At 66.0% G+C, this 24,844-nt stretch carries 28 protein-coding genes; 9 read left to right on the forward strand and 19 right to left on the reverse strand.

What is annotated here, in order from left to right; all coding sequences use genetic code 11:
* Position 1: 1 nt before the first annotated feature.
* The 3 genes from sdhA to sdhC are packed head-to-tail and all read right to left on the reverse strand — an operon-like array spanning position 2 to position 2,514.
* Positions 2–1,774 carry a succinate dehydrogenase flavoprotein subunit gene (gene sdhA / locus JQX08_RS15615; RefSeq protein ID WP_205349318.1) on the reverse strand — a complete coding sequence of 591 codons (1,773 nt, stop codon included), beginning with the start codon at positions 1,772–1,774 and terminating at the stop codon, positions 2–4.
* A gap of 3 nt (positions 1,775–1,777) precedes the next feature.
* On the reverse strand, positions 1,778–2,146 hold the full coding sequence (gene sdhD, locus JQX08_RS15620; protein ID WP_205349319.1) for a succinate dehydrogenase, hydrophobic membrane anchor protein: 369 nt from the start codon (positions 2,144–2,146) through the stop codon (positions 1,778–1,780).
* Complete coding sequence (gene sdhC / locus JQX08_RS15625) at positions 2,140–2,514, reverse strand: succinate dehydrogenase, cytochrome b556 subunit (protein WP_205349320.1); 375 nt, start codon at positions 2,512–2,514, stop codon at positions 2,140–2,142. The genes sdhD and sdhC overlap by 7 nt, the downstream gene beginning before the upstream one ends.
* A gap of 364 nt (positions 2,515–2,878) precedes the next feature.
* On the opposite strand from sdhC, the gene gltA reads away from it, so the two are divergent.
* Entirely contained in the window at positions 2,879–4,165 is a 1,287-nt protein-coding gene (gene gltA, locus JQX08_RS15630) for a citrate synthase (protein WP_205349321.1), read from the forward strand.
* Between the two features lie 57 nt (positions 4,166–4,222).
* On the opposite strand, the gene JQX08_RS15635 is transcribed toward gltA, so the two are convergent.
* The 3 genes from JQX08_RS15635 to JQX08_RS15645 all read right to left on the reverse strand — a co-directional run bounded on the left by JQX08_RS15635 (position 4,223) and on the right by JQX08_RS15645 (position 6,205).
* The gene (locus tag JQX08_RS15635; protein WP_205349322.1) at positions 4,223–5,107 is read right to left on the reverse strand and encodes a universal stress protein; all 885 of its coding nucleotides are present in this window, start codon (positions 5,105–5,107) and stop codon (positions 4,223–4,225) included.
* Between the two features lie 182 nt (positions 5,108–5,289).
* A complete protein-coding gene (locus JQX08_RS15640) occupies positions 5,290–5,901 on the reverse strand; it encodes an START domain-containing protein (protein WP_205349323.1) in 612 nt (203 codons plus the stop codon).
* A gap of 49 nt (positions 5,902–5,950) precedes the next feature.
* Positions 5,951–6,205 carry a YkgJ family cysteine cluster protein gene (locus JQX08_RS15645; protein ID WP_205349324.1) on the reverse strand — a complete coding sequence of 85 codons (255 nt, stop codon included), beginning with the start codon at positions 6,203–6,205 and terminating at the stop codon, positions 5,951–5,953.
* Between the two features lie 154 nt (positions 6,206–6,359).
* Here JQX08_RS15645 and JQX08_RS15650 point away from each other — a divergent pair, with 154 nt between their 5' ends.
* Positions 6,360–6,701: a DMT family protein gene (locus tag JQX08_RS15650; protein WP_205349325.1), complete on the forward strand. Its 342-nt coding sequence runs from the start codon at positions 6,360–6,362 to the stop codon at positions 6,699–6,701.
* A gap of 18 nt (positions 6,702–6,719) precedes the next feature.
* On the opposite strand, the gene JQX08_RS15655 is transcribed toward JQX08_RS15650, so the two are convergent.
* Entirely contained in the window at positions 6,720–7,592 is an 873-nt protein-coding gene (locus tag JQX08_RS15655) for an NAD(P)-dependent oxidoreductase (RefSeq protein ID WP_205349326.1), read from the reverse strand.
* Positions 7,593–7,744: 152 nt separating this feature from the next.
* Between JQX08_RS15655 and JQX08_RS15660 the strand changes: the two genes are divergently transcribed.
* The 3 genes from JQX08_RS15660 to rhtA all read left to right on the forward strand — a co-directional run bounded on the left by JQX08_RS15660 (position 7,745) and on the right by rhtA (position 9,625).
* On the forward strand, positions 7,745–8,284 hold the full coding sequence (locus JQX08_RS15660; RefSeq protein WP_205349327.1) for a 3'-5' exonuclease: 540 nt from the start codon (positions 7,745–7,747) through the stop codon (positions 8,282–8,284).
* A gap of 112 nt (positions 8,285–8,396) precedes the next feature.
* The gene (gene ppnP, locus JQX08_RS15665; protein ID WP_205349328.1) at positions 8,397–8,678 is read left to right on the forward strand and encodes a pyrimidine/purine nucleoside phosphorylase; all 282 of its coding nucleotides are present in this window, start codon (positions 8,397–8,399) and stop codon (positions 8,676–8,678) included.
* Between the two features lie 68 nt (positions 8,679–8,746).
* A complete protein-coding gene (gene rhtA / locus JQX08_RS15670) occupies positions 8,747–9,625 on the forward strand; it encodes a threonine/homoserine exporter RhtA (RefSeq protein WP_205349329.1) in 879 nt (292 codons plus the stop codon).
* A gap of 3 nt (positions 9,626–9,628) precedes the next feature.
* Here the strand turns inward: rhtA and JQX08_RS15675 are convergent, their stop codons facing one another.
* The 3 genes from JQX08_RS15675 to JQX08_RS15685 are packed head-to-tail and all read right to left on the reverse strand — an operon-like array spanning position 9,629 to position 12,958.
* Positions 9,629–11,395 carry an ABC transporter transmembrane domain-containing protein gene (locus JQX08_RS15675; RefSeq protein WP_205349330.1) on the reverse strand — a complete coding sequence of 589 codons (1,767 nt, stop codon included), beginning with the start codon at positions 11,393–11,395 and terminating at the stop codon, positions 9,629–9,631.
* A gap of 15 nt (positions 11,396–11,410) precedes the next feature.
* Positions 11,411–11,818: a GFA family protein gene (locus JQX08_RS15680; protein ID WP_205349331.1), complete on the reverse strand. Its 408-nt coding sequence runs from the start codon at positions 11,816–11,818 to the stop codon at positions 11,411–11,413.
* Between the two features lie 21 nt (positions 11,819–11,839).
* Entirely contained in the window at positions 11,840–12,958 is a 1,119-nt protein-coding gene (locus JQX08_RS15685; protein ID WP_205349332.1) for an ATP-NAD kinase family protein, read from the reverse strand.
* Between the two features lie 233 nt (positions 12,959–13,191).
* Here JQX08_RS15685 and JQX08_RS15690 point away from each other — a divergent pair, with 233 nt between their 5' ends.
* Positions 13,192–13,368 (forward strand): PA1571 family protein, encoded by a 177-nt coding sequence (locus tag JQX08_RS15690; RefSeq protein ID WP_205349333.1) that lies wholly within the window; start codon positions 13,192–13,194, stop codon positions 13,366–13,368.
* Between the two features lie 215 nt (positions 13,369–13,583).
* Here the strand turns inward: JQX08_RS15690 and pdxB are convergent, their stop codons facing one another.
* Positions 13,584–14,714 (reverse strand): 4-phosphoerythronate dehydrogenase PdxB, encoded by a 1,131-nt coding sequence (pdxB, locus tag JQX08_RS15695; RefSeq protein WP_205349334.1) that lies wholly within the window; start codon positions 14,712–14,714, stop codon positions 13,584–13,586.
* 233 nt (positions 14,715–14,947) lie between these two features.
* On the opposite strand from pdxB, the gene JQX08_RS15700 reads away from it, so the two are divergent.
* Entirely contained in the window at positions 14,948–16,336 is a 1,389-nt protein-coding gene (locus JQX08_RS15700; protein ID WP_346727600.1) for an MATE family efflux transporter, read from the forward strand.
* A gap of 27 nt (positions 16,337–16,363) precedes the next feature.
* Here the strand turns inward: JQX08_RS15700 and tusA are convergent, their stop codons facing one another.
* From tusA to JQX08_RS15730, 6 genes are all read right to left on the reverse strand, one after another.
* On the reverse strand, positions 16,364–16,618 hold the full coding sequence (gene tusA, locus JQX08_RS15705) for a sulfurtransferase TusA (RefSeq protein WP_205349335.1): 255 nt from the start codon (positions 16,616–16,618) through the stop codon (positions 16,364–16,366).
* A 51-nt stretch (positions 16,619–16,669) separates the two neighbouring features.
* A complete protein-coding gene (locus tag JQX08_RS15710; protein ID WP_205349336.1) occupies positions 16,670–17,434 on the reverse strand; it encodes a CHAD domain-containing protein in 765 nt (254 codons plus the stop codon).
* A 46-nt stretch (positions 17,435–17,480) separates the two neighbouring features.
* Positions 17,481–19,466 carry a transglutaminaseTgpA domain-containing protein gene (locus tag JQX08_RS15715; protein ID WP_205349337.1) on the reverse strand — a complete coding sequence of 662 codons (1,986 nt, stop codon included), beginning with the start codon at positions 19,464–19,466 and terminating at the stop codon, positions 17,481–17,483.
* Positions 19,463–20,419, reverse strand: a complete 957-nt coding sequence (locus JQX08_RS15720; RefSeq protein ID WP_205349338.1) for a DUF58 domain-containing protein — start codon at positions 20,417–20,419, stop codon at positions 19,463–19,465. Before JQX08_RS15720 ends, JQX08_RS15715 begins: the two co-directional genes overlap by 4 nt.
* The gene (locus JQX08_RS15725; protein WP_205349339.1) at positions 20,416–21,333 is read right to left on the reverse strand and encodes an AAA family ATPase; all 918 of its coding nucleotides are present in this window, start codon (positions 21,331–21,333) and stop codon (positions 20,416–20,418) included. The genes JQX08_RS15720 and JQX08_RS15725 overlap by 4 nt, the downstream gene beginning before the upstream one ends.
* A 160-nt stretch (positions 21,334–21,493) precedes the next feature.
* Positions 21,494–22,102, reverse strand: coding sequence for a flavin reductase family protein (locus tag JQX08_RS15730; protein ID WP_205349340.1), 609 nt, complete (start codon positions 22,100–22,102; stop codon positions 21,494–21,496).
* A gap of 80 nt (positions 22,103–22,182) precedes the next feature.
* On the opposite strand from JQX08_RS15730, the gene JQX08_RS15735 reads away from it, so the two are divergent.
* Positions 22,183–22,497 (forward strand): hypothetical protein, encoded by a 315-nt coding sequence (locus JQX08_RS15735; protein ID WP_205349341.1) that lies wholly within the window; start codon positions 22,183–22,185, stop codon positions 22,495–22,497.
* Positions 22,498–22,519: 22 nt separating this feature from the next.
* Here the strand turns inward: JQX08_RS15735 and JQX08_RS15740 are convergent, their stop codons facing one another.
* On the reverse strand, positions 22,520–22,798 hold the full coding sequence (locus tag JQX08_RS15740; protein WP_205349342.1) for a hypothetical protein: 279 nt from the start codon (positions 22,796–22,798) through the stop codon (positions 22,520–22,522).
* Positions 22,799–22,987: 189 nt separating this feature from the next.
* Here JQX08_RS15740 and JQX08_RS15745 point away from each other — a divergent pair, with 189 nt between their 5' ends.
* Positions 22,988–24,034, forward strand: coding sequence for a patatin-like phospholipase family protein (locus JQX08_RS15745; RefSeq protein WP_205349343.1), 1,047 nt, complete (start codon positions 22,988–22,990; stop codon positions 24,032–24,034).
* Between the two features lie 13 nt (positions 24,035–24,047).
* On the opposite strand, the gene JQX08_RS15750 is transcribed toward JQX08_RS15745, so the two are convergent.
* Positions 24,048–24,743, reverse strand: coding sequence for a response regulator (locus JQX08_RS15750; protein ID WP_205349344.1), 696 nt, complete (start codon positions 24,741–24,743; stop codon positions 24,048–24,050).
* Positions 24,744–24,844: the final 101 nt, after the last annotated feature.

A 24,844-nucleotide genomic window follows, 5' to 3' on the forward strand; every position in this document is an offset into this window, starting at 1 on the left:
CTTAATAAGTACGAACTTTGGGTTCAAACGCCGGAACGGTCTTCGGCGCGAAGTTGACGGCACGCTTGGCGACGCGCTTCTCACCCGGGAAGTACAGGGAGTGGCACAGCCAGTTGACGTCATCGCGATCTTCGAAGTCTTCACGGGCATGCGCGCCACGGGACTCGGTACGAGTGTCCGCTGCGATCGCAGTAGCCTCAGCCACTTCGAGAAGGTTTTGCAGTTCCAGCGCTTCGATACGCGCGGTGTTGAAAGCATGGCTCTTGTCGGCGATCTTCACGGTCGCAATGCGCTCGCGCAGATCGGCCAGCTGAGCAATACCCTTCTTCATGTATTCGCCGGTGCGGAACACGCCGAAATAGTTCTGCATGCAGGCTTGCAGCTCTTTACGCAGCGGCGCTACGTCTTCGCCGGTGCTGCGCTCGTTGACACCGGACAGACGCTTGAGCGACTGCTCGATGTCGGTCTCGCTGGCGCCGCGAACCTCGATGCCTTCCTTGAGTGCTTTCTCCAGGTGCAGGCCAGCCGCACGGCCGAAGACCACCAGGTCGAGCAGCGAGTTGCCGCCCAGACGGTTGGCACCGTGTACGGACACGCAAGCCACTTCACCGACGGCGAACAGCCCTTCGATGATCTTGTCGTTGCCGTTGGCGTCCTGGGTGATCGCCTGACCATGAATGTTGGTGGCTACGCCGCCCATCATGTAGTGGCAGGTCGGGATAACCGGAACCGGAGCGACCACCGGATCGACGTGGGCGAAGGTCTTGGACAGTTCGCAAATGCCAGGCAGGCGGCTGTGCAGCACTTCTTCACCGAGGTGATCGAGCTTCAGCAGCACGTGATCGCCATCCGGACCACAACCGTTACCGGCGATGACTTCCTTGACCATCGAGCGCGCAACCACGTCGCGGCCAGCCAGGTCTTTGGCGTTCGGCGCATAGCGTTCCATGAAACGCTCGCCGTGCTTGTTGATCAGGTAGCCACCTTCACCGCGGCAACCTTCGGTGACCAGTACACCAGCGCCGGCGATACCGGTCGGGTGGAACTGCCACATTTCGATGTCTTGCACCGGCACGCCGGCGCGCAGCGCCATGCCCACGCCGTCACCGGTGTTGATCAGGGCGTTGGTGGTCGACGAGTAGATGCGACCCGCACCGCCAGTGGCCAGCACAACGGCCTTGGAACGGATGTACACGGTTTCGCCGGTTTCGATGCAGATGGCGATGATGCCAACGATCGAGCCGTCCTGGTTCTTCACCAGGTCAACGGCGTACCACTCGTTGAGGAACGAGGTGCCAGCCTTCAGGTTGGCTTGGTACAGGGTGTGCAGCAGGGCGTGACCGGTACGGTCGGCCGCGGCGCAGGTACGGGCTGCCTGAGTCGGATTATCCGGCCCCTTGGACTGACCGCCGAACGGACGCTGATAGATGCGACCTTGCTCGGTACGGGAGAACGGCAGGCCCATGTGCTCGAGCTCGAACACCGCCTCCGGGCCGACGGAGCACATGTACTCGATCGCGTCCTGGTCGCCGATGTAGTCGGAACCCTTGACGGTGTCGTACATGTGCCAGCGCCAATCGTCGTTCGGGTCGGCCGAAGCGATGGCGCAGGTGATGCCGCCCTGTGCGGACACAGTGTGCGAGCGGGTCGGGAAGACCTTGGTGACTACTGCAGTCTTGTGACCACCTTGAGCCAGCTGCAGCGCAGCGCGCATGCCGGCACCGCCACCACCGACGATGATGGCGTCATAGGAAAGAGTACGAATGCTAGACATGAATCAGATACCCCAGAGAATCTGCACGCCCCAGACGAAGAACGCGAACATCGCAATGCCGCAGACCGCCTGGAACAGGAAACGCACGCCAGTCGCCCACTTGCCCAGCGCCATCGGCGTCAGGTAGTCGGTGGAGATGGTCCACATGCCAACCCAGGCATGGGCACCCAAGGCCACCAGAGCCAGCAGACTGAAGACACGCATCCAGCCGTGGGAGAACAGTGCATGCCACTCGGCGAAGCCGAGACCCGGGTGCACCACCAGGTATCCAATGAGGAAAATGAAATAAGCGGCGAGAACAACTGCCGAAACGCGCTGGGCCATCCAGTCATACAGCCCGGAGCGCGACAGGTTCGTGACGTTAGTTACCATACCCAAACCCCCGCCAGAACGATCAGCACCACGGAAACGGCGATGACGATTTTCGAGCCCAGCTTGCCGCCTTCCAGCGTCTCACCAATGCCCATATCCATGATCAGATGGCGAACACCGGCCACCAAGTGATACAGCAGCGCGGACAGGAGGCCCCAGGTCACCAGCTTGGCTAGCGGACTGGTCAAACACGCTTTCACCTGCTCGAAGCCTTCCTCGGAGCTCAGGGACTTATCGAGTGCAAACAGCAGCACGGCGATGCCCAAGAAGAGGATGACACCGGAAATACGGTGCAGGATGGACGTGTAAGCAGTGACTGGGAGTTTGATCGTCCTTAAGTCGAGGTTTACAGGTCTTTGGCTATTCACGGCTTTTTTTCACACTGAAGGGCCCCTAACAAACAGGGCAAAGTTGTCGGGAAGTGCACTGGTCAGGTACTCACTACCCAGGGAGTGACAACCTCCAGAATACAGGCCCTAAAGCCCCTGGCGGTCGGCCGGAGAGTATAGACAGTTAGGATACTAATGACAATGCGATGGCCATTACCCAAAGGTCGATTGCGCACCCTATATAAAAGGCGTAAATAGCCCGCTATCCGCACCGAAAAACCCTCGCAAACCCCTCTCCCGCCTAGGTTTTCGCAAATTGACTTTCAGATTTATCTCTCTATAGTGTTGCGGGCCCTGCGTGGGGGGCAGTCTGGTGATTTCAAGCATTAATAGGAGGCCACACATGGCTGACAAAAAAGCGCAGTTGATCATCGAGGGCGCTGCCCCCGTCGAACTGCCTGTCCTGAGCGGCACCGTTGGTCCCGATGTCATCGATGTGCGGGGACTGACCGCCACGGGCCGTTTCACGTTTGATCCTGGCTTTATGTCGACCGCCTCTTGCGAGTCGAAAATCACCTATATCGATGGTGACAATGGCATCCTGCTGCACCGCGGCTATCCGATCGAGCAACTGGCCGAGAAGTCCGACTACTTGGAAACCTGCTACCTGCTGCTGAACGGCGAACTGCCGAACGCAGAGGAAAAGGCCAAGTTCGTCGGCATCATCAAGAACCACACCATGGTTCACGAGCAGCTGAAGACCTTCTTCAACGGCTTCCGCCGCGATGCCCACCCGATGGCCGTGATGTGCGGCGTGGTTGGCGCCCTGTCGGCCTTCTACCACGACTCCCTCGACATCAATAATCCGAAGCATCGCGAAGTGTCGGCCATGCGCCTGATCGCCAAGATGCCGACCATCGCTGCGATGACCTACAAGTACTCCATGGGCCAGCCCATGATGTACCCGCGCAACGACCTGTCCTACGCAGAAAACTTCCTGCACATGATGTTCAACACCCCGTGCGAGATCAAACCGATCAGCCCGGTGTTGGCCAAGGCCATGGACCGCATCTTCGTCCTGCACGCCGACCATGAGCAGAACGCGTCGACCTCCACCGTCCGCCTAGCCGGCTCGTCAGGTGCAAACCCGTTCGCCTGTATCGCCGCCGGCATTGCCGCGCTGTGGGGCCCGGCACACGGTGGCGCGAACGAAGCGGTGCTGAGCATGCTGGACGAGATCGGCAGCGTGGAGAACATCGACAAGTTCATCGCCAAGGCGAAGGACAAGAACGATCCGTTCAAGCTGATGGGCTTCGGCCACCGCGTGTACAAGAACTTCGACCCGCGCGCCAAGGTCATGAAGCAGACCTGCGACGAAGTACTGGCAGAGCTGGGCATCAACGATCCGCAGCTGGAACTGGCGATGAAGCTCGACGAGATCGCGCGCAACGATCCTTACTTCAAGGAGCGCAATCTGTACCCGAACGTCGACTTCTACTCGGGCATCATCCTCAAGGCGATCGGCATTCCGACCAGCATGTTCACGGTGATCTTCGCCCTGGCGCGCACAGTCGGCTGGATCTCGCACTGGAAGGAAATGCTCTCCGGTCCGTACAAGATTGGCCGTCCGCGCCAGCTGTACACTGGCTACGACAAGCGCGACTTCACTCCGCTGGATCAGCGCAAGTAAGCGTCACGCTGACAGAAAGGCCGCCGCAAGGCGGCCTTTTTCATTTCTGCGCCAGCGTCATACCGTCACGAGCACGTCGCACTGCGACTCCTGCAGCACATAGCGAGTGGTGCTGCCCAGCAGCAGGTCCTCCAGCTGACTTTCGCCATGCTTGCCGACCACGATCAGGTCGCACATCTGCTCCTGTTCCTGCTCGATGACGCACCGTGAGGCATCACCGCGCACCACCAGCAGACGGACCCTATCCATCGGCAACTGCGCCTGCTCGCACAACCCCTGCAGCCTGGCCAACGCGTCCTGGCGCGCCGCCGCGCGGTAGCCCTCGATCACTTCATCCTGGATGCCACCGAAGCGCAGCTTTCTCTCGAATGGCACGTCGAAAGCGTGCAACAGGACCACTTCGGCATCCGGCGCCAGCGCCCTGGCCGTTCGCAGCGACGGCAGCGACGAAACTGAGAAATCCACTGGCACCAGCAGCGTGCGATAAGGTGTGCGCGCCGGCTGCTTGACCACCAGGATCGAGCGGCGACTCTTGCCGACCATGCGCTCGGCCGTCGAACCCAGCAGCCGATGGCGCAGGTAGCTTTCACCGCGCCCCGCGACGACCAGCACATCAGTGCCGCGCTGCTCGCTTTGTGCCTCGATCTCGCTCAACACCGACCCGCACGTGACGTGGAGCCCTGCCGAAACGCCGACCGCGCCGTGAACCGACTCGGCCAGGCGCGACAGCTCGCGCAACGCCTCTTGTTTCATCTGCTCGGAAAGCCCCATCGGCATGCCGCCCGCCAGCTGCTTCAGGCGCTCCAGCAAGGCCCGCTCGATGACGTGCAGCAGATCGAGTCGACCGCCGCACTCGGCCGCCTGCAACGCGGCGCGACGGACCGCCTGACGCGCAGGCACCGACAGGTCGGTGGCGGCCAGTAGTCGAATCGGATTGGCCATCGCTTCACCCCTCCCAGATGACGACGACGCGGCGCATTGCACCTCGTCTGCTGGGGCCATCCTAGAGCGTCGGCGGCAAGCTGCTCATGAGCCAGGTCAAGACCCAGTCGGTTACCCAAAACGACGATGCCCGCGTATTGCGACGCGGGCATCGATGCTCAAACAGATACGACAGACGTAGCTCAACGGCCCTTTTCGGCCTTCTCGCGCAGGTCGTGCAGGGTATTGAACGGCGCGTCGACCACGAAACTGTTGGCCAGCCAAGACGGAATGCTGCCACCCGGTTCGGTCTGCACCTGATAGACCACCTCGGTCACGCCCGGCCCTTTCGGCGTCATCTTCCACTCACCAACCAGCTTCGGCACACGGATCTGGCCATTTTCCTCGGGGACCAGTTTCGGCTCGGCCTGCAGGTGACGGACGATACTGCCGTCGGCGGCCTTGTCGGTCTTCACGTGCAACACCAGATCGCGCCCGGTCACCGGCCAGGGCATCTCGATCTTCGAGTAGGTCCAGGCCTCGTCGCCGTTGCCTTTGAGCAGCCTCATCTCGGCACAGGCATGGATCCAGGCACAGGACCCCTGCACGTCCTCCTGCAGTGCGTTGATCGCCTGGACATCGGCCTTGATGTCGACCACCCCTCGGTAGGCCTTGTACTTCGAGCCCGGCACGCTGCTCAGGTAGACCTTGATGCCCTGCTCGTCCTTGGCCAGCTGCCAATCCTCGGCCTGCACCGCGCCCGCCAGGAGCAGGCTCATCCCGCATGCCAGGGCCATCCGCTGCATCATGTTCATTCTCTGTGGTACTCCTGATGTTCCCACGTATGGGAGAAAACTGCCCCAGTCACGCCGCCGTCGCTTCTTCCAGCCAACCGAGCAGCTGGATGGCCTCCTCGCGACTGTCGCCACAGACCATCGGATCGGCTTGGAAGGCAGCGCAGACGTCGGGCCGTTCGGGCTTGCCGAACAGCTGACAAAGATTTTCGACATTCAGATGCGGGCAGCGTTCGCCGGCGGCCTTGCCCTGCGGCAGGCCGGGAATCGGCGAACTGATGGAGGGCGCGATGCAGCAGGCACCGCAGCCAGCACGGCAAATCATGGCGACACACCTCGGTTTTCAATCGGGCAATTTTACGCGGTGAGCGTGGCCGGCGTCAGCACCCCGCAACGGCACCCGTACAGCCCGCCCCGCCTGGCATTCGCCACGGCTCCTGCTTAAGCTGCGGGCTGCCTAAATTCGCGGAATTCTCGATATGCCGATCTGGATGCAGACCGCTGCCCTGCTGACCTTCTCCAACCTGTTCATGACCTTCGCCTGGTACGGTCACCTGAAGACCATGAACAGCAAACCCTGGCTCATCGCTGCGCTGGTGAGCTGGGGCATCGCCCTGTTCGAGTACCTGATCATGGTGCCGGCCAACCGCATCGGCTACACCGAGCTGTCGGTCGGCCAGCTGAAGATCATGCAGGAGGTCATCACGCTCGCGGTGTTCGTGCCGTTCAGCGTGCTGTTCATGCAGCAGCCGCTGAAACTCGACTACCTGTGGGCCGGCGTGTGCCTGCTCGGCGCGGTGTACTTCATCTTCCGCGCCTGAGCGCGCCAGGCCTGGCGATCAATGTGGCGGCTTGAGCCGCGCGATCAGGCTGGAAGTGTCCCAGCGGCCGCCACCCATGGCCTGGATGTCGGCGTAGTACTGGTCGACCAACGCGGTGACCGGCAGTTGCGCGCCATTGCGCTGGGCTTCGGCGAGGATGATCGCCAGATCCTTGCGCATCCAGTCGACCGCAAAGCCGAAGTCGAACTTGCCCTCCAGCATGGTCTGATGGCGGTGCTCCAGCTGCCAGGATTGCGCGGCACCATGGCTGATCACCTGCATCGCCGCCTGCGCATCGAGGCCTGCCGCCTGGGCGAAATTCAGCGCCTCGGCAAGCGCCTGGATCAGTCCGCCAACGCAGATCTGGTTGACCATCTTGGTCAGCTGGCCGCTACCGACCGGGCCGAGTAGCTTGACCATCTTTGCGTAGCTCTCGATCACTGGCGCGGCGCGCTGGTAGAACGCCGGTTCGCCACCGACCATCACCGACAGCATGCCCGCCTCCGCACCGGCCTGACCGCCAGACACCGGCGCATCGAGAAAGCCCAGCTCGCTTTCGGCGGCGAGCACCGCCAGTTCGCGCGCCACTTCCGCGGACGCGGTGGTGTGATCGACCAGAATGCTGCCGGGCGCCATGCCCTTGAACGCACCATCTTCACCGAGCAGCACGCTCCGCAGGTCCTCGTCGTTGCCGACGCAGGTCATCACCAGTTCCGCGCCGAGCGCCGCCTCGCGCGGGGTCGCGGCGGACTCGCCGGCAAACTCATCGCACCACAGTTCGGCTTTCGCGGGAGTGCGGTTGTACACGCACACTTCGTGGCCTTCGCACGCCAGGTGCCCAGCCATGTGGAATCCCATGGTGCCGAGCCCGATAAATGCTACTTTCGCCATCGCCGTTCTCCTTCTTGTGCGTATTGCCGACAGCCTAGCATGCGGTTTGCCGAGCTCGGGCTGGCCTTCCATACTGGCCAGAGTCGTTGCGCACGAGCGGCGGCCTTCCCCCTCGGCGCTCGCGATTGGGCTATCCCCGGCAAGGAGAGGTTATGGGACATTGGCTGGTAATCGACCTGGAGGCGACCACCGAGGAAGGCGGTTGGCCGGTCGCGGAAATGGAAGTCATCGAAATCGGCGCCAGCCTGGTGAGCAGCGACGGCCGCGAGCTGGATCACTTCCAGCGCTTCGTGCATCCGCAGCGCCGCCCCTGCCTGACCCAGTTCTGCCGCGAGCTGACCCATATCAGCCAGGCCAACGTCGACAGCGCCGCGCCGTTCGCCACGGTGTGGGCACAGTTCGAGCGCTGGCTCGCCGCCCATCACCCGCGTCTGTCCGGCTGGAGCAGCTGGGGTGACTACGATCGCCGCCAGCTTGAGCAGGAATGGCGCCAGCATGGTCTCGACAGCCAGTTGGCGCGGGTGCCGCACCTCAACCTCAAGCAACGCTTCGCCGAGGCGCGCCAGCTGCCGCGCCCGGTCGGCCTGCACACCGCACTGCAGCTCGCCGGCTTCCACTTTCAAGGACAGCAGCACCGGGCCCTGGAAGACGCCCGCAATACCGCGCGGCTGCTGCCACTGGTGCTGGCCTGAGGAGCCCGCCGTCGCACGATTTCCGCACGGCCGGCACGCCAAAGCGGGTGACGCCTTTCCTGGGCTTGGGCATACTGTCCCGCCCTTTTTAGCCCCTTCCGAGGATTCCCGCATGTTCAAGGTCAACGAATACTTCGACGGTACCGTCAAATCCATCGCCTTCGGCATGGCCGCCGGCCCGGCCACCGTCGGCGTGATGGCTGCTGGCGAGTACGAGTTCGGCACCAGCCAGCTGGAAGTGATGCACGTCATCGCCGGCGCCCTGACCGTCAAACTGCCGGACAGCGACAGCTGGCAGACCTTTGAAGCGGGCAGCAACTTCACCGTGCCGGCCAACAGCAAATTCCAACTGAAGGTCGCCACCGATACCGCCTATCTTTGCGAATACCGCTGAGTCGGCAAGGCCCAATGAAACCGGCCTGATGGCCGGTTTTTTTATTCCTGTCGTTCGAGATTTCCCCGATGTTCCGCTTGCGCACTTCCACCGTCCTGCTGCCGATCACCCTGCTGCTGGTCGCCATGGCTTCGATCCAGGGCGGCGCGGCCCTGGCCAAGGGCCTGTTCCCAGTGGTCGGCGCCGAGGGCACCACGGCGCTGCGCCTGGGACTGGCAACCCTGATCCTCGCAGTGATCATGCGCCCCTGGCGGGCGCGTCTGACCCTGCAGTCCAGCCGTTCGCTGCTGGCCTACGGTGCAGCGCTGGGCAGCATGAACCTGCTGTTCTACATGTCGCTGCAGACCGTGCCACTGGGCATCGCCGTGGCCCTGGAGTTCACCGGGCCACTGGGCCTGGCGCTGCTCTCGTCGCGCCGCGCGCTGGACTTCGTGTGGATCGGCCTGGCCGCGATGGGTTTGTGGCTGCTGCTGCCCACCGATCAGAGCAATGCACCGCTCGATCCGCTGGGGATGGCCTACGCCCTGGGCGCCGGGTTGGCCTGGGCGTTGTACATCGTGTTTGGCCAGAAGGCCGGTGCCGAACACGGCGGCCACACCGTGGCACTTGGCACCCTTGTGGCGGCGCTGTTGGTGTTCCCGGTCGGCCTGGTGCACGCCGGCACGGCGCTGTTCTCCTGGGAGATCCTGCCGCTGGCGCTGGGCGTCGCAGTGCTCTCCTCGGCGCTGCCGTACAACCTGGAAATGGTCGCCCTGACCCGCTTGCCGGCGCGCACCTTCAGCACGCTGATGAGCATCGAGCCGGCAATTGCCGCGCTGTCCGGCCTGCTGTTCCTGCATGAGCGCCTGAGCCCGGAACAGTGGATCGCCATCGGCGCGATCATCCTCGCCTCCACCGGCGCGGCGGCGACGGTGAAGACCAAGGCCAAGGTGCCGCCAGAGGTCTAAGCGCTACTCGGCGGCGCCGAACTGCAGCTCGGCCAGACGCCGGTACAGCGGATTGCCGGCCACCAGTTGCGCATGGGTACCGATCGCCACCAGCCGGCCGTGATCGAGCACGGCAATGCGGTCGGCGTTCTGCACCGTAGCCAGCCGGTGGGCGATCACCAACGTGGTGCGTCCTGCCATCAGCGCTGGCAGCGCCTGCTGGATCAGGTGCTCGCTCTGCGCATCCAGCGCACTGGTGGCCTCATCGAGCAACAGCACCGGCGCGTCCACCAGCAGCGCGCGGGCGATTGCCAACCGCTGGCGCTGACCGCCGGACAGGCCCTGCCCCCCCTCGCCCAGGTGCGATTGATAACCGGCCGGCATCTGCAGGATGAACTCGTGGGCATGCGCCGCGCGCGCCGCCGCCTCGACTTCGGCCGACGTCGCTGTGGGCCGGCCATAGCGAATGTTGTCCTCGACGCTGCCGAAGAACAGCGCCGGGTTCTGCGATACCAGTGCGAAGCAGCGCCGCAGGTCGCGCGGGTCGAGGCGTTCGATCGGCTGACCATCGAGCAGGATGCGTCCGGCCAAGGGATCGAAGAAGCGCAGCAGCAGATCGAACAGGGTCGACTTGCCGGCGCCCGAGGGTCCGACCAGCGCCAGGGTCTCGCCGGCTTCGACGGTGAGACTCAACTCATCGATCACCAAGCGCTCCGGCCGCGTCGGGTAGGCGAACTGCACGCCATCCAGCTCCAGGCGCCCGCTGACCTGCGCGGGTAAGCGCAGCAGGTCCACAGGTGGCGCAATGATCTCGTTGCGCGCCTGCAACAGCTCGGCGATCCGCTCGGCGGCACCGGCCGCGCGCTGCAGCTCGCCGATCACCTCGCTCAAGGTGCCGAACGCCATACCGACGATCAGGCTGTAGAACACGAACGCCGCCAGCTCGCCGCCGGTGATGCGCCCGGCGATCACATCCATGCCACCGACCCAGAGCATCACCGCCACTGCGCCGAGCACCAGCACGATCACCACGGTAATCAGCCAGGCACGCTGGGCGATGCGCTTGCGCGCGGTCTCGAACGCGCTTTCCACCGTACCGGCGAAGCGCTGCTTGTCCTGCGCCTGGTGGTTGTAGGCCTGCACCGTCTTGATCTGTCCGAGCGCCTCGCCGACGTAACTGCCGACGTCCGCCACGCGATCCTGGCTCTGTCGCGACAGGCTGCGCACACGGCGGCCGAAGATCAGGATCGGCGCGATCACCAGCGGCAGCGCGGCGATGACGATGGCCGACAGCTTGGGGTTGGTGACGAACAGCAGGATCACCCCGCCCACCAGCATCAGCGCGTTGCGCAGCGCCATCGACAGCGACGAGCCGATCACCGTCTGCAGCAGCGTGGTGTCGGCGGTCAACCGCGACTGGATTTCCGAGGCGCGGTTGCTTTCGTAGAAGCCCGGGTGCAGCTCGATCAGGTGGTCGAATACACGTTTGCGGATGTCCGCGACGAAGCGCTCGCCCAGCCAGGACACTAGGTAAAAGCGGCTGAAGGTTCCGACCGCAAGGGCCAGCACCAGCAGCATGAACAGCGCTATGGAGTGCTCCAACGCCTCCGTCGACTGGGTCGCCAGCCCCCGATCAACCAACAGTTTGATGCCCTGACCGATCGACAGGGTGATCGCCGCGGTGAACAGCAGCGCCACCAGCGCGCCGAGTACTTGCCAGCGATAGGGCGCGACGAAGCGGCGCGCCATGCTCAGGGCCGTGCGTTGACGCAGGGAAAACCAGGACAGCATGGGCAGGAATCTCGATCAGGGCTTGGGCCGATAGGCCTCGGGAAATTGCGGCAGGTCGTCGCCAATGGTCCACCAGTTGGCCTTCGACGCCACGTAGAAGTGCGCCACCGGCCGCGTCGCCAGCTCACCCTCCAGGCTGCCGGCACGGATGCGCAGCACCCCCGGGGTCTTGGCGTTGCGGCTGTACAGCGGCGAGCCGCAATGGCTGCAGAACACCCGCTGCTTGCCCGGCGACGACTCGAACGCGCGAAGTAACTCGCCACCCTGCAACAGCTGGAAATCCGCCTCGGGCACCGGAATGTTGGTGGCGAACGGCGCCCCCTGTGCCTGCCGGCACTGGCTGCAATGGCAGACCTGAATCGGTGCCAGATCGCCACTGACCTGGTAACGCACACCGCCGCACAGGCAACTTCCGTGATGCATGGTTTTCCCCTGATTCCGCTTCTACAGGTGCCCGACCGGGTACAACAGCTCTTCCTTATACCCGGCCCACACCCGCAGCGCATCGGGGAAGGCGGCGTCGAGCGCGGGATCGCCGCTGTCGACCAGCAGGGGGCGACCGTCGAGGGTGCGCAGCTTGCGTTTGGTGGCGACCACCCGCAGGTGGTCAAGGCCGATGGCACGCAGCACGCGCGGGCTGATCTGCTGATTGCCGCGACCGATTACATGCCCCTGGCCGCCGATGGCGGTGACCAGCAAGCGTGCCGGATGGCCATCGACCAGTTCAAACAGCTGAGTTTCGGTGACGTCGCGGCCGATCAGCCGCCCATCCTCGATGACGTCGACGCCCAGCAGCGTGGTCTCCAGGCCGAGATTGGCGGCCAGGCCATGCAGCGTCGAGCCGGGACCGAAGACGTAGCGCACACCGGCCTCCCAGCTATCCTCCAGCCAGGCGGCGAGGTCGGCGAGCACTAGTTCCTCAGACTCCACCCCGGCCTGTTTGACCTGCTGCACGAAGCCCCCCTCCTCCGGCACGGTCAGCTCGCCGTACCAACGCGCGGCGACCCGCCCTTCACGCAGCGCGGCCTCGTCGAGGTCGCGCACTTCGCCGCTGGCCAGGCGCACCAGGCCGCCCTCGATCAGTTGTCGGGTCAGCTCGCCGGCCGCGCGCGGACTGATCGCATAGACCCCGGAGTGGATCTTCACCCCGGCTGGAATGCCCAGCACCGGTTGGCCCTCGCGTGCTGCGGCGCAGACGTCGCGGGCCGTGCCGTCGCCGCCGGCGAAGAGAATCAGTGCTACGCCAGCCTCCTGCAGAAGCTCCACCGCGCGGCGGGTGTCGGCGGCACTGGTTGCCGCGCCCGGCAGATCGCCGATCAGGCGGTGGCTGAAGCCCATTTCGCTGAGCAGATCGCCGCCCATGGGGCCGGGCAAGGTGAGGAACTCGAGGCGCCCGACCAACGGCCGCAGGTGCTCCAGGGCAATGCGCGTGCGCTGCGCTGCGCGGGGTTCGGCACCGCGCGCCAGGGCCTCGGCAGCCATGCCGTCGCTGCCCTTGAGTGCCGCCGGTCCGCCCAGCCCGGCCACGGGATTGATGATCAGGCCCAGATGAAATAGCGTCATGCCTACCTCGTTTGAACTCTTGCCCGCCCGGGGCAGTCAGCACTAGATAAGATTCCGGACCCGCCAGTGGCCGGACACCTTGGGTGATACCACCCCTTTTACTCGTGACGCGCTACGTCACCCTGCCTCCCTTGAAAACGGTCGACCGTGCCGTTTCGGGGTTTCGTTGTCACTCAGCATTCATCTGGATTACCTAGACTGAATGTGCAACTGGATGAGGATGGAGACAGGCCATGAATACACAGAACGGCACTTCCGCACCACGTGACACCGCGCCAAAACCGCAGCAGCCGGTCGGCGGCGCAATCATCGACGCTTCGGGGCGGGAAATCCCGATCACCGAGCAGATGATCCAGCAGGCCTGCCGGGAAATGGACAAGACGTGCATGGGTGCGCCGAAGAAGGCCTGAGCCTCAGTCCACTCCGTTGCGCGGCGCCCCGCCGGCTGCCGGCGCATGATGAACAGGTTGCAAAGCGCTTTCCAGCGCAGCCGGTAGCTCCTGCCGGTTGCGCTGCGCTTACTCTCGATGTAATTGCCGACCGGTGCCCTCCCTGAGTGAAAGACTGACCGTCACTATTCGCTGCCAGCAGTCACGCCCACTCGCACCAACGACCCAGCCAGCCGCTAGACCAGCGTCGCGCCCAGCGCGCGGACCAGTTGCGCCAGTGGCGGCGCCTCGCCGCTGAGGCGCACGCGCAGGCCATCGATCTCGCGACGCACCGGATAGCCCTTGCGCAGGGCGTCGAAGGCAGCTCGCCGCGCCGCGGCGTCGCCGTCCAGCGAGCGGCAGAAATCGGCGTCATCGCGACGCGGGTCGTAGACCGCCCGGCACAGGGTGGCCAGCGCCCAGTCCAACGGGGTCTGGGCATCCAGCGCCAGCTCTTCCAGCCAGGCCGCCGGCATCAACTCATTAAGGCCGACCTCAGCGGGCTGGCCGAGGTGCGCGCACAACGCCTGATAGATCTGCGCGGTGCCGCGCAGCTTGCCGTCCAGGCTGTAGCCGGCGATGTGCGGCGTGGCGATCGCGCACAGCGCGGCCAGCTGCGGATCGACCTGCGGCTCGCCCTCCCACACATCGAGTACCGCCTCCACGTCGTCGCGCTCTTCGAGCAGCGCGCGCAGCGCGGCGTTGTCGACCACCGCGCCGCGGCTGGCGTTGATCAGCCAGGCACCCGGCCGAAGCTGGGCCAGACGCTCGGCGTTGAACAGGTGCCGGGTGCTGGCGTCCAGTGGGGTGTGCAGGCTGATGGTGTCGCACTCGGCGAGGATTTCCTCCAGCGCGACGAAGTCGCCGCCTTCGGCCGCCTGGCGTGGTGGATCGCAGACCCGCACGTTCCAGCCAAGGCCGCGCAGCACCTCGACCAGACGCCCGCCAACCTGGCCAGCGCCGACCACGCCGTAACGCCGTGTGGCCAGCTCGACGCCCTGCGCCTCGGCCAGCGCCAGCAGGCTGCCGAGCACGTAGTCGACCACCCCGCGCGCGTTGCAGCCCGGCGCGCTGGACCAGGCGATGCCGGCCTCGCGGAAGTAGTCGAGATCGAGGTGGTCGGTGCCGATGGTGCAGGTGCCGACGAAGCGCACCGCGCTGCCCTGCAGCAACTGGCGGTTGACCTGGGTCACCGAGCGCACCAGCAGCACCTCGGTATCGGCCAGCGCCGCGTGGTCGATGGCGCGCCCCGGCAGGCGGCGAATCGCGCCGAAGCCACCAAAGAAGGCATCGACCAGGGGAATGTTTTCGTCGGCAAGTATGCGCATCGCAGCCTCCAGGGATCAGGCCGTCATTCTAGGGCAGGCCTGGGGCGCGCGTCAGATTGCGCGTTGCACTCGCCAGGCGGGCCGCCATCCGCCAGCAAGGCGCAACACATGCGGGCTTTTCTGACCGTTGTGTCAGGTCTAGACTAATGGCTCCCCTGCAAGTCCTGCCGCCCGGCAGCACGAGTGCCCGGAACGCACTGCCGTCATAGTGCCACTCGCATCTGGATGGACCCGTGTCTCTTTCCCTCTCCCGCTCCGCCCGTATCCGGCGTGAGCTGCGCGCGCTATTGAGCCTCGCCGCGCCGATCATGATCGCCCAGCTGTCGCACTCGGCGATGGGCTTCGTCGACGCCGTCATGGCCGGCCGCGTCAGCCCGCGCGACCTCGCCGCAGTCGCCCTGGGCAATTCGATCTGGATCCCGGTGTTCCTGCTGATGACCGGCATCCTGCTCGCCACCACCCCAAAGGTCGCGCAACGCTTCGGCGCGGGCAAACACGAGGAAATCGGCCCGCTGGTGCGCCAGGCCCTATGGCTGGCCCTGGCGGTCGGCCTGGGCGCGGCGGCGCTGCTGGCGTTCGGCGCCGAGCCGGTGTTGCAGCTTATGGGCGTGGAAGCCGACCTGGTGGCACCGAGCATGGGCTACCTGCATGGCATCGCCATGGGCCTGCCGGCCGTGGCGCTGTACCACGTGCTGCGCTGCTTCAGCGACGGCCTCGGGCGCACCCGGCCGAGCATGCTGATCGGCATCGGCGGCTTGCTGCTGAACATTCCGCTCAACTACGTGCTGATCTACGGCCACCTCGGCTTCCCGGCGCTCGGCGGCGTCGGCTGCGGCTGGGCCAGCGGCACGGTGATGTGGTTCATGCTGCTGGTCATGCTCGCCTGGGTCAGCTGGGCGCCGGTGTACCAGCCGAGCCGCTTGTTCGGCCGCTTCGACTGGCCGCGCCGCGAACCAATCCAGCGCCTGCTCAGCGTCGGCCTGCCGATCGGCATCGCGGTGTTCGCCGAGTCGAGCATCTTCGCGGTGATTGCCCTGCTGATCGGTGGGCTCGGCGCCACGGTCGTTGCCGGCCACCAGATCGCGCTGAACTTCAGTTCGCTGGTGTTCATGATTCCCTATGCCCTGGGCATGGCCATCACCGTGCGCGTCGGCCAGGCGCTCGGCCGCCGCGAACCGCACGCGGCACGCTTCGCCGCGCTGGTCGGAGTGGCCACGGCGCTCGGCTACGCCTGCCTGTCGGCCAGCCTGATGCTGTTGCTGCGCGAAGAGATCGCGGCGATCTACACGCCCGATCCGCAGGTGATCGGAGTGGCGGCGATGCTGATCGTCTACGCGGCGCTGTTCCAGTTCTCCGACGCCATCCAGGTCAGCGCGGTCGGCGCGCTGCGCGGCTATCAGGACACCCGCATCACCATGCTGCTGACCCTGTTCGCCTACTGGGGCATCGGCCTGCCGGTGGGTTACGCGCTGGGCCTGAGCGACTGGCTGGGTGCGCCGAGCGGGCCGAGCGGCCTGTGGCAAGGGCTGATCGCCGGCCTGACGGTGGCGGCGGTGATGCTGTCGCTGCGCCTACTGCTCAGCGCCAAGCGGCAGATCCGCCTGTACCCGCAGGGCGGCTGACGCGCGCGATGAAGGCCGAGGCGCGCATCACGCCTCGGTTTTCTTGCGAATCCAGTACAGGTAGGTGCCGGCTTCTTCCTGCTGATCGAGCAGTTCATGGCCGAGGAACATGCAGAACTTGGGGATATCGCGGCGCGTCGATGGGTCGGTGGCGATCACCTTGAGCAGGCCGCCAGCGGCCAGGTCGCGCACCTTGTTGTGCAGCATCATCACCGGCTCGGGGCAATTGAGGCCGCTGGCATCGAGCACGGCGTCGACCGGTAGGTTGTCGGACTGGGACATCTGGGTACTCCGAAATTTGCCCGCTATTGTCGCGCAAAGCTGACCCCGAGGTCACGTCGGGAAGTGCTCGACCAGCGCTTCGCAGGCCTCATCGGCGCGCCGCTCCGCCTCAAGCATGGCCTGCTGCCAGAGCGGTGTCAGCTCGCGGAGATCGACATGCCGCTCTGCCTGGACCAGCCATTGCAGCAGGTCGTGCCATTCGCCGAGCGCCGATTGCGCCGCCTTCAGCAGCGCCTGTTCGCGCTTGCCCAGGGTGGAAAGCTGTGGATAGGCCTCGTCGCCATAGCGCACGCGCTTGATCAGCAGACGCAGGCGATGCCGATCATGGGCAGGATCGGCCAGCGCCTCGCCGAGCTTGCGCGCCTGCTTGCGCAGCAACTTGCTGACCTCCCGGCGAGCGCCCTGCAGTTCGCCATCGCGTTGGGTCTGCCGGCACAGCTCTGGCCAGCGGTCGAGCATCTGCAGCAGCAGGTTCAGCTCCGCGCCCCCCAACAGTTGCTGATAGCCAGTCTGCAACGCGTGTCCACGCGGTGGCAGCAGATCGGCCTGCTCCAGGCGCAACAACTCGGCACACAGCACTTCGGCATCGCGCAACGGCCCGCTGCGACCGCCGAACGCCGAGGCGGCCTGCTCCAGGGAATCCATCATCGGCCGCCCGCGCAACGGGCGTAGCAGGCTGCGCAGCTTGCGCACGGCGATGCGCATGTCGTGCAGCGCCTCGCCATCGGTGCGCGCCGCGAGACGCTCGCGCGCCGCGTGCAGCGCCACTTCGAGGGTCAGGACCTGGGCCACCAAATCATCGACGAACGCAGTCATGAACGTGCTCCCAAATGAACCCGCAGAGCCTAGCCCATCGCCGGGATCAGCGGCTCAACCGCCAGGGTAAGGCGCGGCGCAAGCGTTGCAAATGGCCGCGTAGTTCCGCGGCAGTTGCCGGCTGACCGGCATAGCGCTGCGCCTCGAAGGCCTGGGCGAAGGCGCGGATCGCTTCGGCCTGGGCCGGCAGCGTCAGGCTGGCGCGCTCGGCGAAGGCGCGGGCGCCCTCGCCGGCACCACGCCGCAGGCCGTGGCGGGCCAGCAGTGCCTCGAAGCGCTGGAACTGGCGCTGCTGCAAATCACGCGTGCGCCGCCACGGCTTGAACAGCCACAGCGCCAGGCCGCCGAGCAGCAAGCCGCCGCCACCGACCAGCGCCAACGCCAGGTCGCGCGCGTCGATGCGTCCGAACCAGCCCTGCAGCAACTGCAGCTGCTGCTCGCCCTGGTAGCCCAGCACCCAGCGCTGCCAGTCGTAATTGAGCTCATCCCAGGCCAGCCGCAGGCGATTCAGCCAGCCGATCTGCCGGTAGCGCAGCAGCGACATCGGCGAGTCTTCGAGGAAGCTCTGTTCGTTGGCCAGCGCCTCCTCCAGGCCCTGCTCGATGCGTTCCGGGGCGACCTGGAAAGTCGGATCGACGCTGCGCCAGCCAACGCCCTGGCTCCAGTACTCGACCCAGGCGTGGGCGTCGAACTGGCGCACCTGCAGGTAGCGCCCCGCCGCATTCCATTCGCCGCCCTGGTAGCCGGCGACCACCCGCGCGGGGATGCCCGCGGCACGCAGCACGAAGACCATGGCCCCCGCGTAGTGCGCGCAGAAGCCACTGCGCGTATCGAACAGGAAGCCGTCCACACTGTCGGCGCCGAGCGTCGGCGGGCGCAGCGTGTAGCGATACGGCTCGCGGTTGAAATGCACCAGCAGCGCCTGCACCAACGCGTCCGGTTGTGGGTAGCGCTCGCGCAGTTGCGCGGCCCAGGCGCGGCTGCGCGGATCGCCCTGCGCCGGCAGTTGCAGGGCACGACGCAGCACACCCGGCGGCGCCTGCGGATCACGGAGCGCCTGCGGCCAGGAGGTGGCGCGGTAGCGCAGCACCTGATGCACCGGGCGCACGCGTTGCAGGCGGAAGTCGCTGAGCAGGCGCGTGGCCGGGAGGTCGGTCTGCGCCACGTCGAGACTGAACAACCAACGCTGCGCGGTGGGCTGCATGATCACGTCGTAGGCCACCGAAGGCCCGCGCGTCGCCCATGCCGAGGCCGGCAGATACTCCACGGCCGGGTTCTGCGACCAGCGCCGGCCATCGAAGCGCTCCAGGGTCAGCGCCCGCCAGTACAGCTCGCTGCGCGGCGGCGGCGCGCCATCGAAGCTGACTCGGAAAGCCAGTTCGGCGGAGCGACTGAGTTCGGCGATATCGCCCGGGGTCATGCTCTCGGCCAGACCGGTGACGCCGCGATCGTTCGGCAGCGGCAGCGACCACAGCGGGCCGAGGCGCGGGAAGAACACGAACAGCAGGAGCATCACCGGCAGCGCCTGCAGCAGCAGCCCGGAGGCCAGCTTCAGGGTCGGCCACGGGCGGCTGGCGAAGCCGCTCTGCTGCAGGCCGATCAGCGCGGCGAGCAAGGCCAGCACCGGCAGCAGGCTGAACAGCGCGGCGAGCAGGCCGTCGTCGAACAGGTAGGAGGTCACCACGGCGAAGAAGCCGAGCAGGATCAGCACCAGCGCATCGCGCCGGGTCTGCATTTCCACCAGCTTCAAGATGAACGCGGCGATCAGCAGCACCACGCCGGCATCCAGGCCGATCAGGCTGCCGCGCGAGAGGAACACCCCGCCGGCGGCGGCGAGCATCAGGCCGAGCTTGGCCCAGCCGCCGGGAAAGCGCGCGCGCATGCGGAAAATCTGGATGCGCCAGGCCGCGCAGCCGAGCCACAGGCCGATGATCCACAGCGGCAGATGGCCGAGGTGCGGAATGATCACCAGCGCCTGGGCAATCAGCAGCCAGGTCAAGCCGACGCGCGGAATCGGCTGCCGGGTGCTCACGGCTGCTCTCCATACAGCGCCAGGGCACGCAGACAGGCTTCGCGGTGGCTGTCGCCGATCGCCGGTTCGAGCTGCACGCCGGGCAGGCGCAGGGCGAACGGCTGCAAGCGTTCGGAGAGCTGCAGCACCCAGTAGCAGAGCAGCGACAGGCGGCTCTCCGGATCACCGTCGAGGGCGTCGAAATCCAGCCACAGGTCGCGGCCGCTCAGGGCGGCGAAGTCCTTGACCAGCAGGCCCTGACCGCGCGAATAGGCCTTCCAGTGCAGACGCCGCTTGGAGTCGCCGGGCTGGTAGCTCTTCAGGCCCTGGAAGTCGTCGACGCCCAGTCCCGCGCGCCGCGCGCCTTCGTCCTCCGGATCGTCGTCGCTGCCCGCCGCCAGCGGAAGTTGGCCCTCCAGCGGACGCGGATAGACCAACAGTGCCTGCTGCAGGTCGGCAAAGCTCCAGGCCACCAGCAGGCCGAGCGGGAAGCGGCTCTCGACGCGCAGGCGCCCCGGGCGCAACCAGCCACGCCGCAGCGCCAGCTGATCCAGCTCGCACTCGGTGGCGCCCTGCTCCGGCACGTCCTGGGTGCGCAGCGGCTGCGGCGGCCAGCCGAGGGCGATGGCCTGGTGCGCGCGCTCGACACCCTCGAGGCGCACGCGGAAACGCGCCTGCTCGCCGACGAACACCGCCTGGCCACCGGCTGCGCTCAGCGTCAGCCCGGCGAGGTTGCGGTAGGTATGCAGGATGGCGACGACGAACAGCGAGGCAAGCAGGAAGGTCAGCCCGTAGGCCAGGCTGTTCTGGTAGTTGATGGCGACCAGCAGCATCAGCGCCAGGGCGAGGAAGAACGCCGCGCCGACCTGGGTGGGGATGATGAAGATGCGCCGCTGGGTCAGGCGGATCTGCGCCGCCGGCGGCAGGCGCTGTGCCTGCCACAGCGCCCAGCGCTTGCGCACGGTGGCGATCAAAGCGCCGGCACCTCACGCAGCAGCCATTGCACTAGGGCGCCGCCACCGTGACCGCTGGGGTCGGCGCGGTCGCGCAGGCGGTGACCGGCCACCGAGGGCAGCACCGCCTGCACGTCCTCGGGGATCACGTAGTCGCGCCCGGCGAGGAACGCCCAGGCACGTGCCGCCGCGAGCAGCGCCAGGCTGGCGCGTGGCGACAGGCCCCAGGCGAACTGCGGCTGGCTGCGCGTGGCCTCGACCAGACGCAGCACGTAGTCGACCAGCGCATCGCTGGCGCGTACCTGCGGCACCAGGGCCTGCAGTTCCGCCAGTTGCTCGTGGCTGAGGATCGGCTCCAGGCGTGGCAAAAGCTCGCGCCGCGCCTCGCCGAGCAGCAGCGCCTTCTCCGCCGCCTTGGCCGGGTAGCCGAGCGACAGGCGCATGAGGAAGCGGTCGAGCTGCGACTCCGGCAATGCAAAGGTGCCGCCCTGGCTGACCGGGTTCTGCGTGGCGATCACGAAGAAGGGTTCGGGCAGCGGCCGGGTGGCACCCTCGATGGTCACCTGGCCCTCCTCCATCGCCTCGAGCAGCGCACTCTGGCTCTTCGGCGTGGCGCGGTTGATCTCGTCGGCCAGCACCAGCTCGGCGAAGATCGGCCCGGGATGGAAGACGAACTGCCCGCTGTCCTTGTCGAACACCGAGGTGCCGAGGATGTCGCCGGGCAACAGGTCGGAGGTGAACTGGATGCGCTGAAAGCTCAGCCCCAGCACCTTGGCCAGGGCATGACTGAGGGTGGTCTTGCCCATCCCCGGCAGGTCTTCGATCAGCAGGTGACCGTGGGCCAGCAGGCAGGTCATGGCCAGGCGCACCTGGGCTTCCTTGCCGAGCAATACCTGATTGACCGCGTCCAAACAGGCATCCAGTTTCGTGCGCATGCATCGCTCCTTGGTTCGACTGAGGTCCGATGCTACCGAGCCCGCCGGCATCGGCATAGCGCCGGCAACCTTTGGTGACGAAGACTGTCGGAGCGCACTCATTTGCGACGCCGGCGCGACCCGGATCGCGAATGAATTCGCGCCTACAAGGACGATGTGCTCAGGGGCGGACCATCGAGAAGCGGTCGCGGGTGGTGCAGTAGTTGCTGCCGCCGAGGCGCCCGACCAGGTCGAGCTGCGCGGGATCGACATGCCGAGCACCCTCGAGCAGCACGCCGTCATCGATGTGCGCCAGCAGCACACGGGCGAAGATCAGGTGGCAGTTGGGCGTGGCCCGCGGATAGGGCTGCACCTCGTCGACCACGCACTCGAAAGCCACCGCCGCCCCGGCCACACGCGGGACCTGCACGCGTTCGCCAGGCAGGCTGGCGATGCCGCAGTGTTCGAACTCGCTGAGGCCGTGCGGCAGCACCTGCGCCGAGGCGTTCATCGCTTCGGCATGGCTGGCGGAGACCAGCTGGATGATCAGCTCACCGGTCTCGCGCACGTTGCGCAGAGTGTCCTTGAAGCTGCCGTCATCGCGGGTGGAGACGTTGACCATCAGAGTCGGCGGCTCGTCGCTGATCACTTGGAAGAAACTGAACGGCGCCAGGTTGCTGGTGCCGTTCGCCGCGCGGGTGGACACCCAGGCGATCGGTCGGGGCGTCACGGTGGACGCCAGCCAGCGATAGGCTTCGGCGGGCGACAGTCGGCTGAAATCGAGCTGCATCGGGACCTCTGTGCAGGCAAATGGGGAAAACAGGGACGCTGGCTACACTAGCACTCACGACCTGCTCAAGGAGTGACTGTATGAACCGTTTCCTGCCCCTGGCTGCATGCCTGATCGCGCTGGGAGGGTGCGTCAGCAACGACCAGTACCTCGCCGAAAACCAGGAGGCGGCGGTCAAGGCCACCGCGACCCGCGCCGCCTTCGAACTCAACTGCAAGGACGTAACGCCGACGGTGCTCACCAGCAAGGTGGCGCAGCTGCGCTTCGGCTACGAGCGCACCGAGTACACCATCGGCGTGCGCGGCTGCGGCAAGCAGGCGGTCTACCTGACCTACTGCCTGAACCCGGACGACTGCAACGCTTTCAGCGACACCGCGCGCGTCCACAAGAACTGAACGCCGACGCGGCGCGCCGCGGTCAACGCCCGGCGCGCGATTCGCGGATGTAGAAGCGCGCCTTCTCGGCCTTCTCGGTGCAGCCCTGGTACCCCTCGAACTGTTGCTGGGTCTTGGCCGCGGTCAGCAGCGACAGCGCCTTCGAATAGCTCACCGTGCCGGCGAAGCCCTCGGCCTTGGCCAGGTCCAGCTCCTTCCAGGCGGCATCCGACTGCGAGCCACAGCTTTCACGATAGGCAGTCTTGCCGGCACAACCGGCCAGGGCCAACAGCAGAACGGGCAGGCAGATCAGGGCTTTCATGGAATGTGGTGCTCCTAGGTGGACGACGAAGAAAAATTCTAGCTGTCGCTTGGAACGGCGCCCCGCGCAAAAGTGCCCAATCCACGGAAATGCCCAGCGACGACCGGCGGCGATTTTAGCCATGCCGCGCCTTGGCGTGGTGAGACTCCGCGCGTATGTTCGAACGATGGCGATGGGGAGTGCCGAACGATGAGCAAGCGAGTGGCCCTGGTGCTGGGCTCGGGGGGCGCGCGCGGATACGCGCACATTGGTGTGATCGCCGAACTGGAGGCACGCGGCTATGACATCGCCTGTGTCGCCGGCTGTTCCATGGGCTCGGTAATCGGCGGTATCTACGCCGCCGGCAAACTGGGCGAATACCGCGCCTGGATCGAAAGCCTGGATTACCTCGACGTGCTGCGATTGGTCGACGTCAGCTTCCGCCTCGGTGCGATTCGCGGCGAGAAGGTGTTCGGACGGATTCGCGACATCGTCGGCGAGATCAACATCGAAGACCTGAACATCCCCTACACAGCAGTCGCCGCCGACCTCACCAACCAGCAGGAAATCTGGTTCCAGGAAGGCTGCCTGCACCAGGCCATGCGCGCCTCGGCGGCAATTCCGAGCCTGTTCACCCCGGTGATCCAGGGCAACCGCATGCTGGTCGATGGCGGCATCCTCAACCCGCTGCCCATCGTGCCGGTGGTGTCCAGCCACTGCGACCTGATCATCGCGGTCAACCTCAACGCCACCAATCACAAGCAGTACCAACTGCCGGTGATCGAGCGGCCACCTGCAGCCAAGGGACGCCTCGACCAGTTGATGGCCTCGCTGAGTTCGCGGCTGCCGTCATTCCGCACCAAACAGGGCCTCGACGATCCGCAGTCGCTGCTGGTCGGCGACCAGTTGTCCGGCGCTTCGCCGCTCGATCCCTGGCGCGACGAATCCGCCTCGCCACAGTCCCAGCAGCCGGCCGCCGCACCGGAAACCGAAGGTGCGCCGAAATCCGCCGAGGGCTCGGTGGTGGTCAGCAACATCGGCCCGGCCTCGCTGCTGGAGCTGATCAACCAGAGTTTCGAGGTGATGCAGACCTCGCTGGCGCAGTACAAGATCGCCGGCTATCCGCCGGACATCCTGATCAACGTGCCCAAGCGTGCCTGTCGCTTCTTCGAGTTCTACAAGGCGCCGGAGCTGATCGAACTCGGCCGGCTGATCGCCAGCGATACCCTGGATCGCTACGAAGCCGAGCAGCGCTGAGCGCTAAAACTGCCTAACCGCCTTCGCGCAGCCGATAACCGACGCCCGCCTCGGTGACGATGAAGCGCGGCGCGGCCGGGTCATCGCCGAGCTTCTGGCGCAGATGACCGACCACCACGCGCAGGTAGTGGCTGTCTTCGCCATGGCTCGGGCCCCAGATGTCCTTGAGCAGTTGCTGCTGGGTCACCACACGACCGAGGTGGCGCGCCAGCAGCGCCAGCACCGCGTACTCCTTGCGCGTCAGGGCGATTTCCTCGGTGCCGAGGCTCACCCGCCGATAGGCGAAGTCAATGCTCAGCGCGCCGCTCTGCACCCGCGCCGGCGCCTGCTCGCCGCCGTCCGCCTGACGCAGCAGCACACGCACACGGGCGAGAAATTCCTGGATGCCGAACGGCTTGGTCACGTAGTCGTTGGCCCCGCCGTCGAGCGCCAGGACCTTCTCGCCCTCGCTCGCGCGCACCGAGAGCACCAGCACCGGCACCTGCGACCACTGGCGCAGCTCGCTGAGCACCTGCTGACCGTCCATGTCGGGCAGGCCGAGGTCGAGCACCAGCAGGTCGGGCTTGGCCAACGCCGCCTGGGCCAGGCCTTCCGCGCCATTGGCCGCCTCCAGCACCCGGTACTGTTGGGCGCTCAGGCTGATGCGCAGAAACTTGCGAATCTGTGGCTCGTCGTCGATGACCAGGATGGTCGGTTGGTTGCTTGTCATTCGCGGGTTCGCTTAAGCGGTTCGGGTGGTTGCATGTACTGTAGGAGCGAATTCATTCGCGAACGCAGGTCGCAGACCTGCTGAAAATCGGGTTCTGGCGC

Source organism: Zestomonas insulae, from assembly GCF_016901015.1.
GTDB lineage: Bacteria > Pseudomonadota > Gammaproteobacteria > Pseudomonadales > Pseudomonadaceae > Aquipseudomonas > Aquipseudomonas insulae.

Bases quoted from the DNA above. Each gene is read 5' to 3' on its own strand.
- sdhA (WP_205349318.1), bottom strand. From the start codon at position 1,774: ATGTCTAGCATTCGTACTCTTTCCTATGACGCCATCATCGTCGGTGGT.
- sdhD (WP_205349319.1), bottom strand. From the start codon at position 2,146: ATGGTAACTAACGTCACGAACCTGTCGCGCTCCGGGCTGTATGACTGG.
- gltA (WP_205349321.1), top strand. From the start codon at position 2,879: ATGGCTGACAAAAAAGCGCAGTTGATCATCGAGGGCGCTGCCCCCGTC.
- JQX08_RS15635 (WP_205349322.1), bottom strand. From the start codon at position 5,107: ATGGCCAATCCGATTCGACTACTGGCCGCCACCGACCTGTCGGTGCCT.
- JQX08_RS15640 (WP_205349323.1), bottom strand. From the start codon at position 5,901: ATGAACATGATGCAGCGGATGGCCCTGGCATGCGGGATGAGCCTGCTC.
- JQX08_RS15645 (WP_205349324.1), bottom strand. From the start codon at position 6,205: ATGATTTGCCGTGCTGGCTGCGGTGCCTGCTGCATCGCGCCCTCCATC.
- JQX08_RS15650 (WP_205349325.1), top strand. From the start codon at position 6,360: ATGCCGATCTGGATGCAGACCGCTGCCCTGCTGACCTTCTCCAACCTG.
- JQX08_RS15655 (WP_205349326.1), bottom strand. From the start codon at position 7,592: ATGGCGAAAGTAGCATTTATCGGGCTCGGCACCATGGGATTCCACATG.
- JQX08_RS15660 (WP_205349327.1), top strand. From the start codon at position 7,745: ATGGGACATTGGCTGGTAATCGACCTGGAGGCGACCACCGAGGAAGGC.
- ppnP (WP_205349328.1), top strand. From the start codon at position 8,397: ATGTTCAAGGTCAACGAATACTTCGACGGTACCGTCAAATCCATCGCC.
- rhtA (WP_205349329.1), top strand. From the start codon at position 8,747: ATGTTCCGCTTGCGCACTTCCACCGTCCTGCTGCCGATCACCCTGCTG.
- JQX08_RS15675 (WP_205349330.1), bottom strand. From the start codon at position 11,395: ATGCTGTCCTGGTTTTCCCTGCGTCAACGCACGGCCCTGAGCATGGCG.
- JQX08_RS15680 (WP_205349331.1), bottom strand. From the start codon at position 11,818: ATGCATCACGGAAGTTGCCTGTGCGGCGGTGTGCGTTACCAGGTCAGT.
- JQX08_RS15685 (WP_205349332.1), bottom strand. From the start codon at position 12,958: ATGACGCTATTTCATCTGGGCCTGATCATCAATCCCGTGGCCGGGCTG.
- JQX08_RS15690 (WP_205349333.1), top strand. From the start codon at position 13,192: ATGAATACACAGAACGGCACTTCCGCACCACGTGACACCGCGCCAAAA.
- pdxB (WP_205349334.1), bottom strand. From the start codon at position 14,714: ATGCGCATACTTGCCGACGAAAACATTCCCCTGGTCGATGCCTTCTTT.
- tusA (WP_205349335.1), bottom strand. From the start codon at position 16,618: ATGTCCCAGTCCGACAACCTACCGGTCGACGCCGTGCTCGATGCCAGC.
- JQX08_RS15710 (WP_205349336.1), bottom strand. From the start codon at position 17,434: ATGACTGCGTTCGTCGATGATTTGGTGGCCCAGGTCCTGACCCTCGAA.
- JQX08_RS15725 (WP_205349339.1), bottom strand. From the start codon at position 21,333: ATGCGCACGAAACTGGATGCCTGTTTGGACGCGGTCAATCAGGTATTG.
- JQX08_RS15730 (WP_205349340.1), bottom strand. From the start codon at position 22,102: ATGCAGCTCGATTTCAGCCGACTGTCGCCCGCCGAAGCCTATCGCTGG.
- JQX08_RS15735 (WP_205349341.1), top strand. From the start codon at position 22,183: ATGAACCGTTTCCTGCCCCTGGCTGCATGCCTGATCGCGCTGGGAGGG.
- JQX08_RS15740 (WP_205349342.1), bottom strand. From the start codon at position 22,798: ATGAAAGCCCTGATCTGCCTGCCCGTTCTGCTGTTGGCCCTGGCCGGT.
- JQX08_RS15745 (WP_205349343.1), top strand. From the start codon at position 22,988: ATGAGCAAGCGAGTGGCCCTGGTGCTGGGCTCGGGGGGCGCGCGCGGA.
- JQX08_RS15750 (WP_205349344.1), bottom strand. From the start codon at position 24,743: ATGACAAGCAACCAACCGACCATCCTGGTCATCGACGACGAGCCACAG.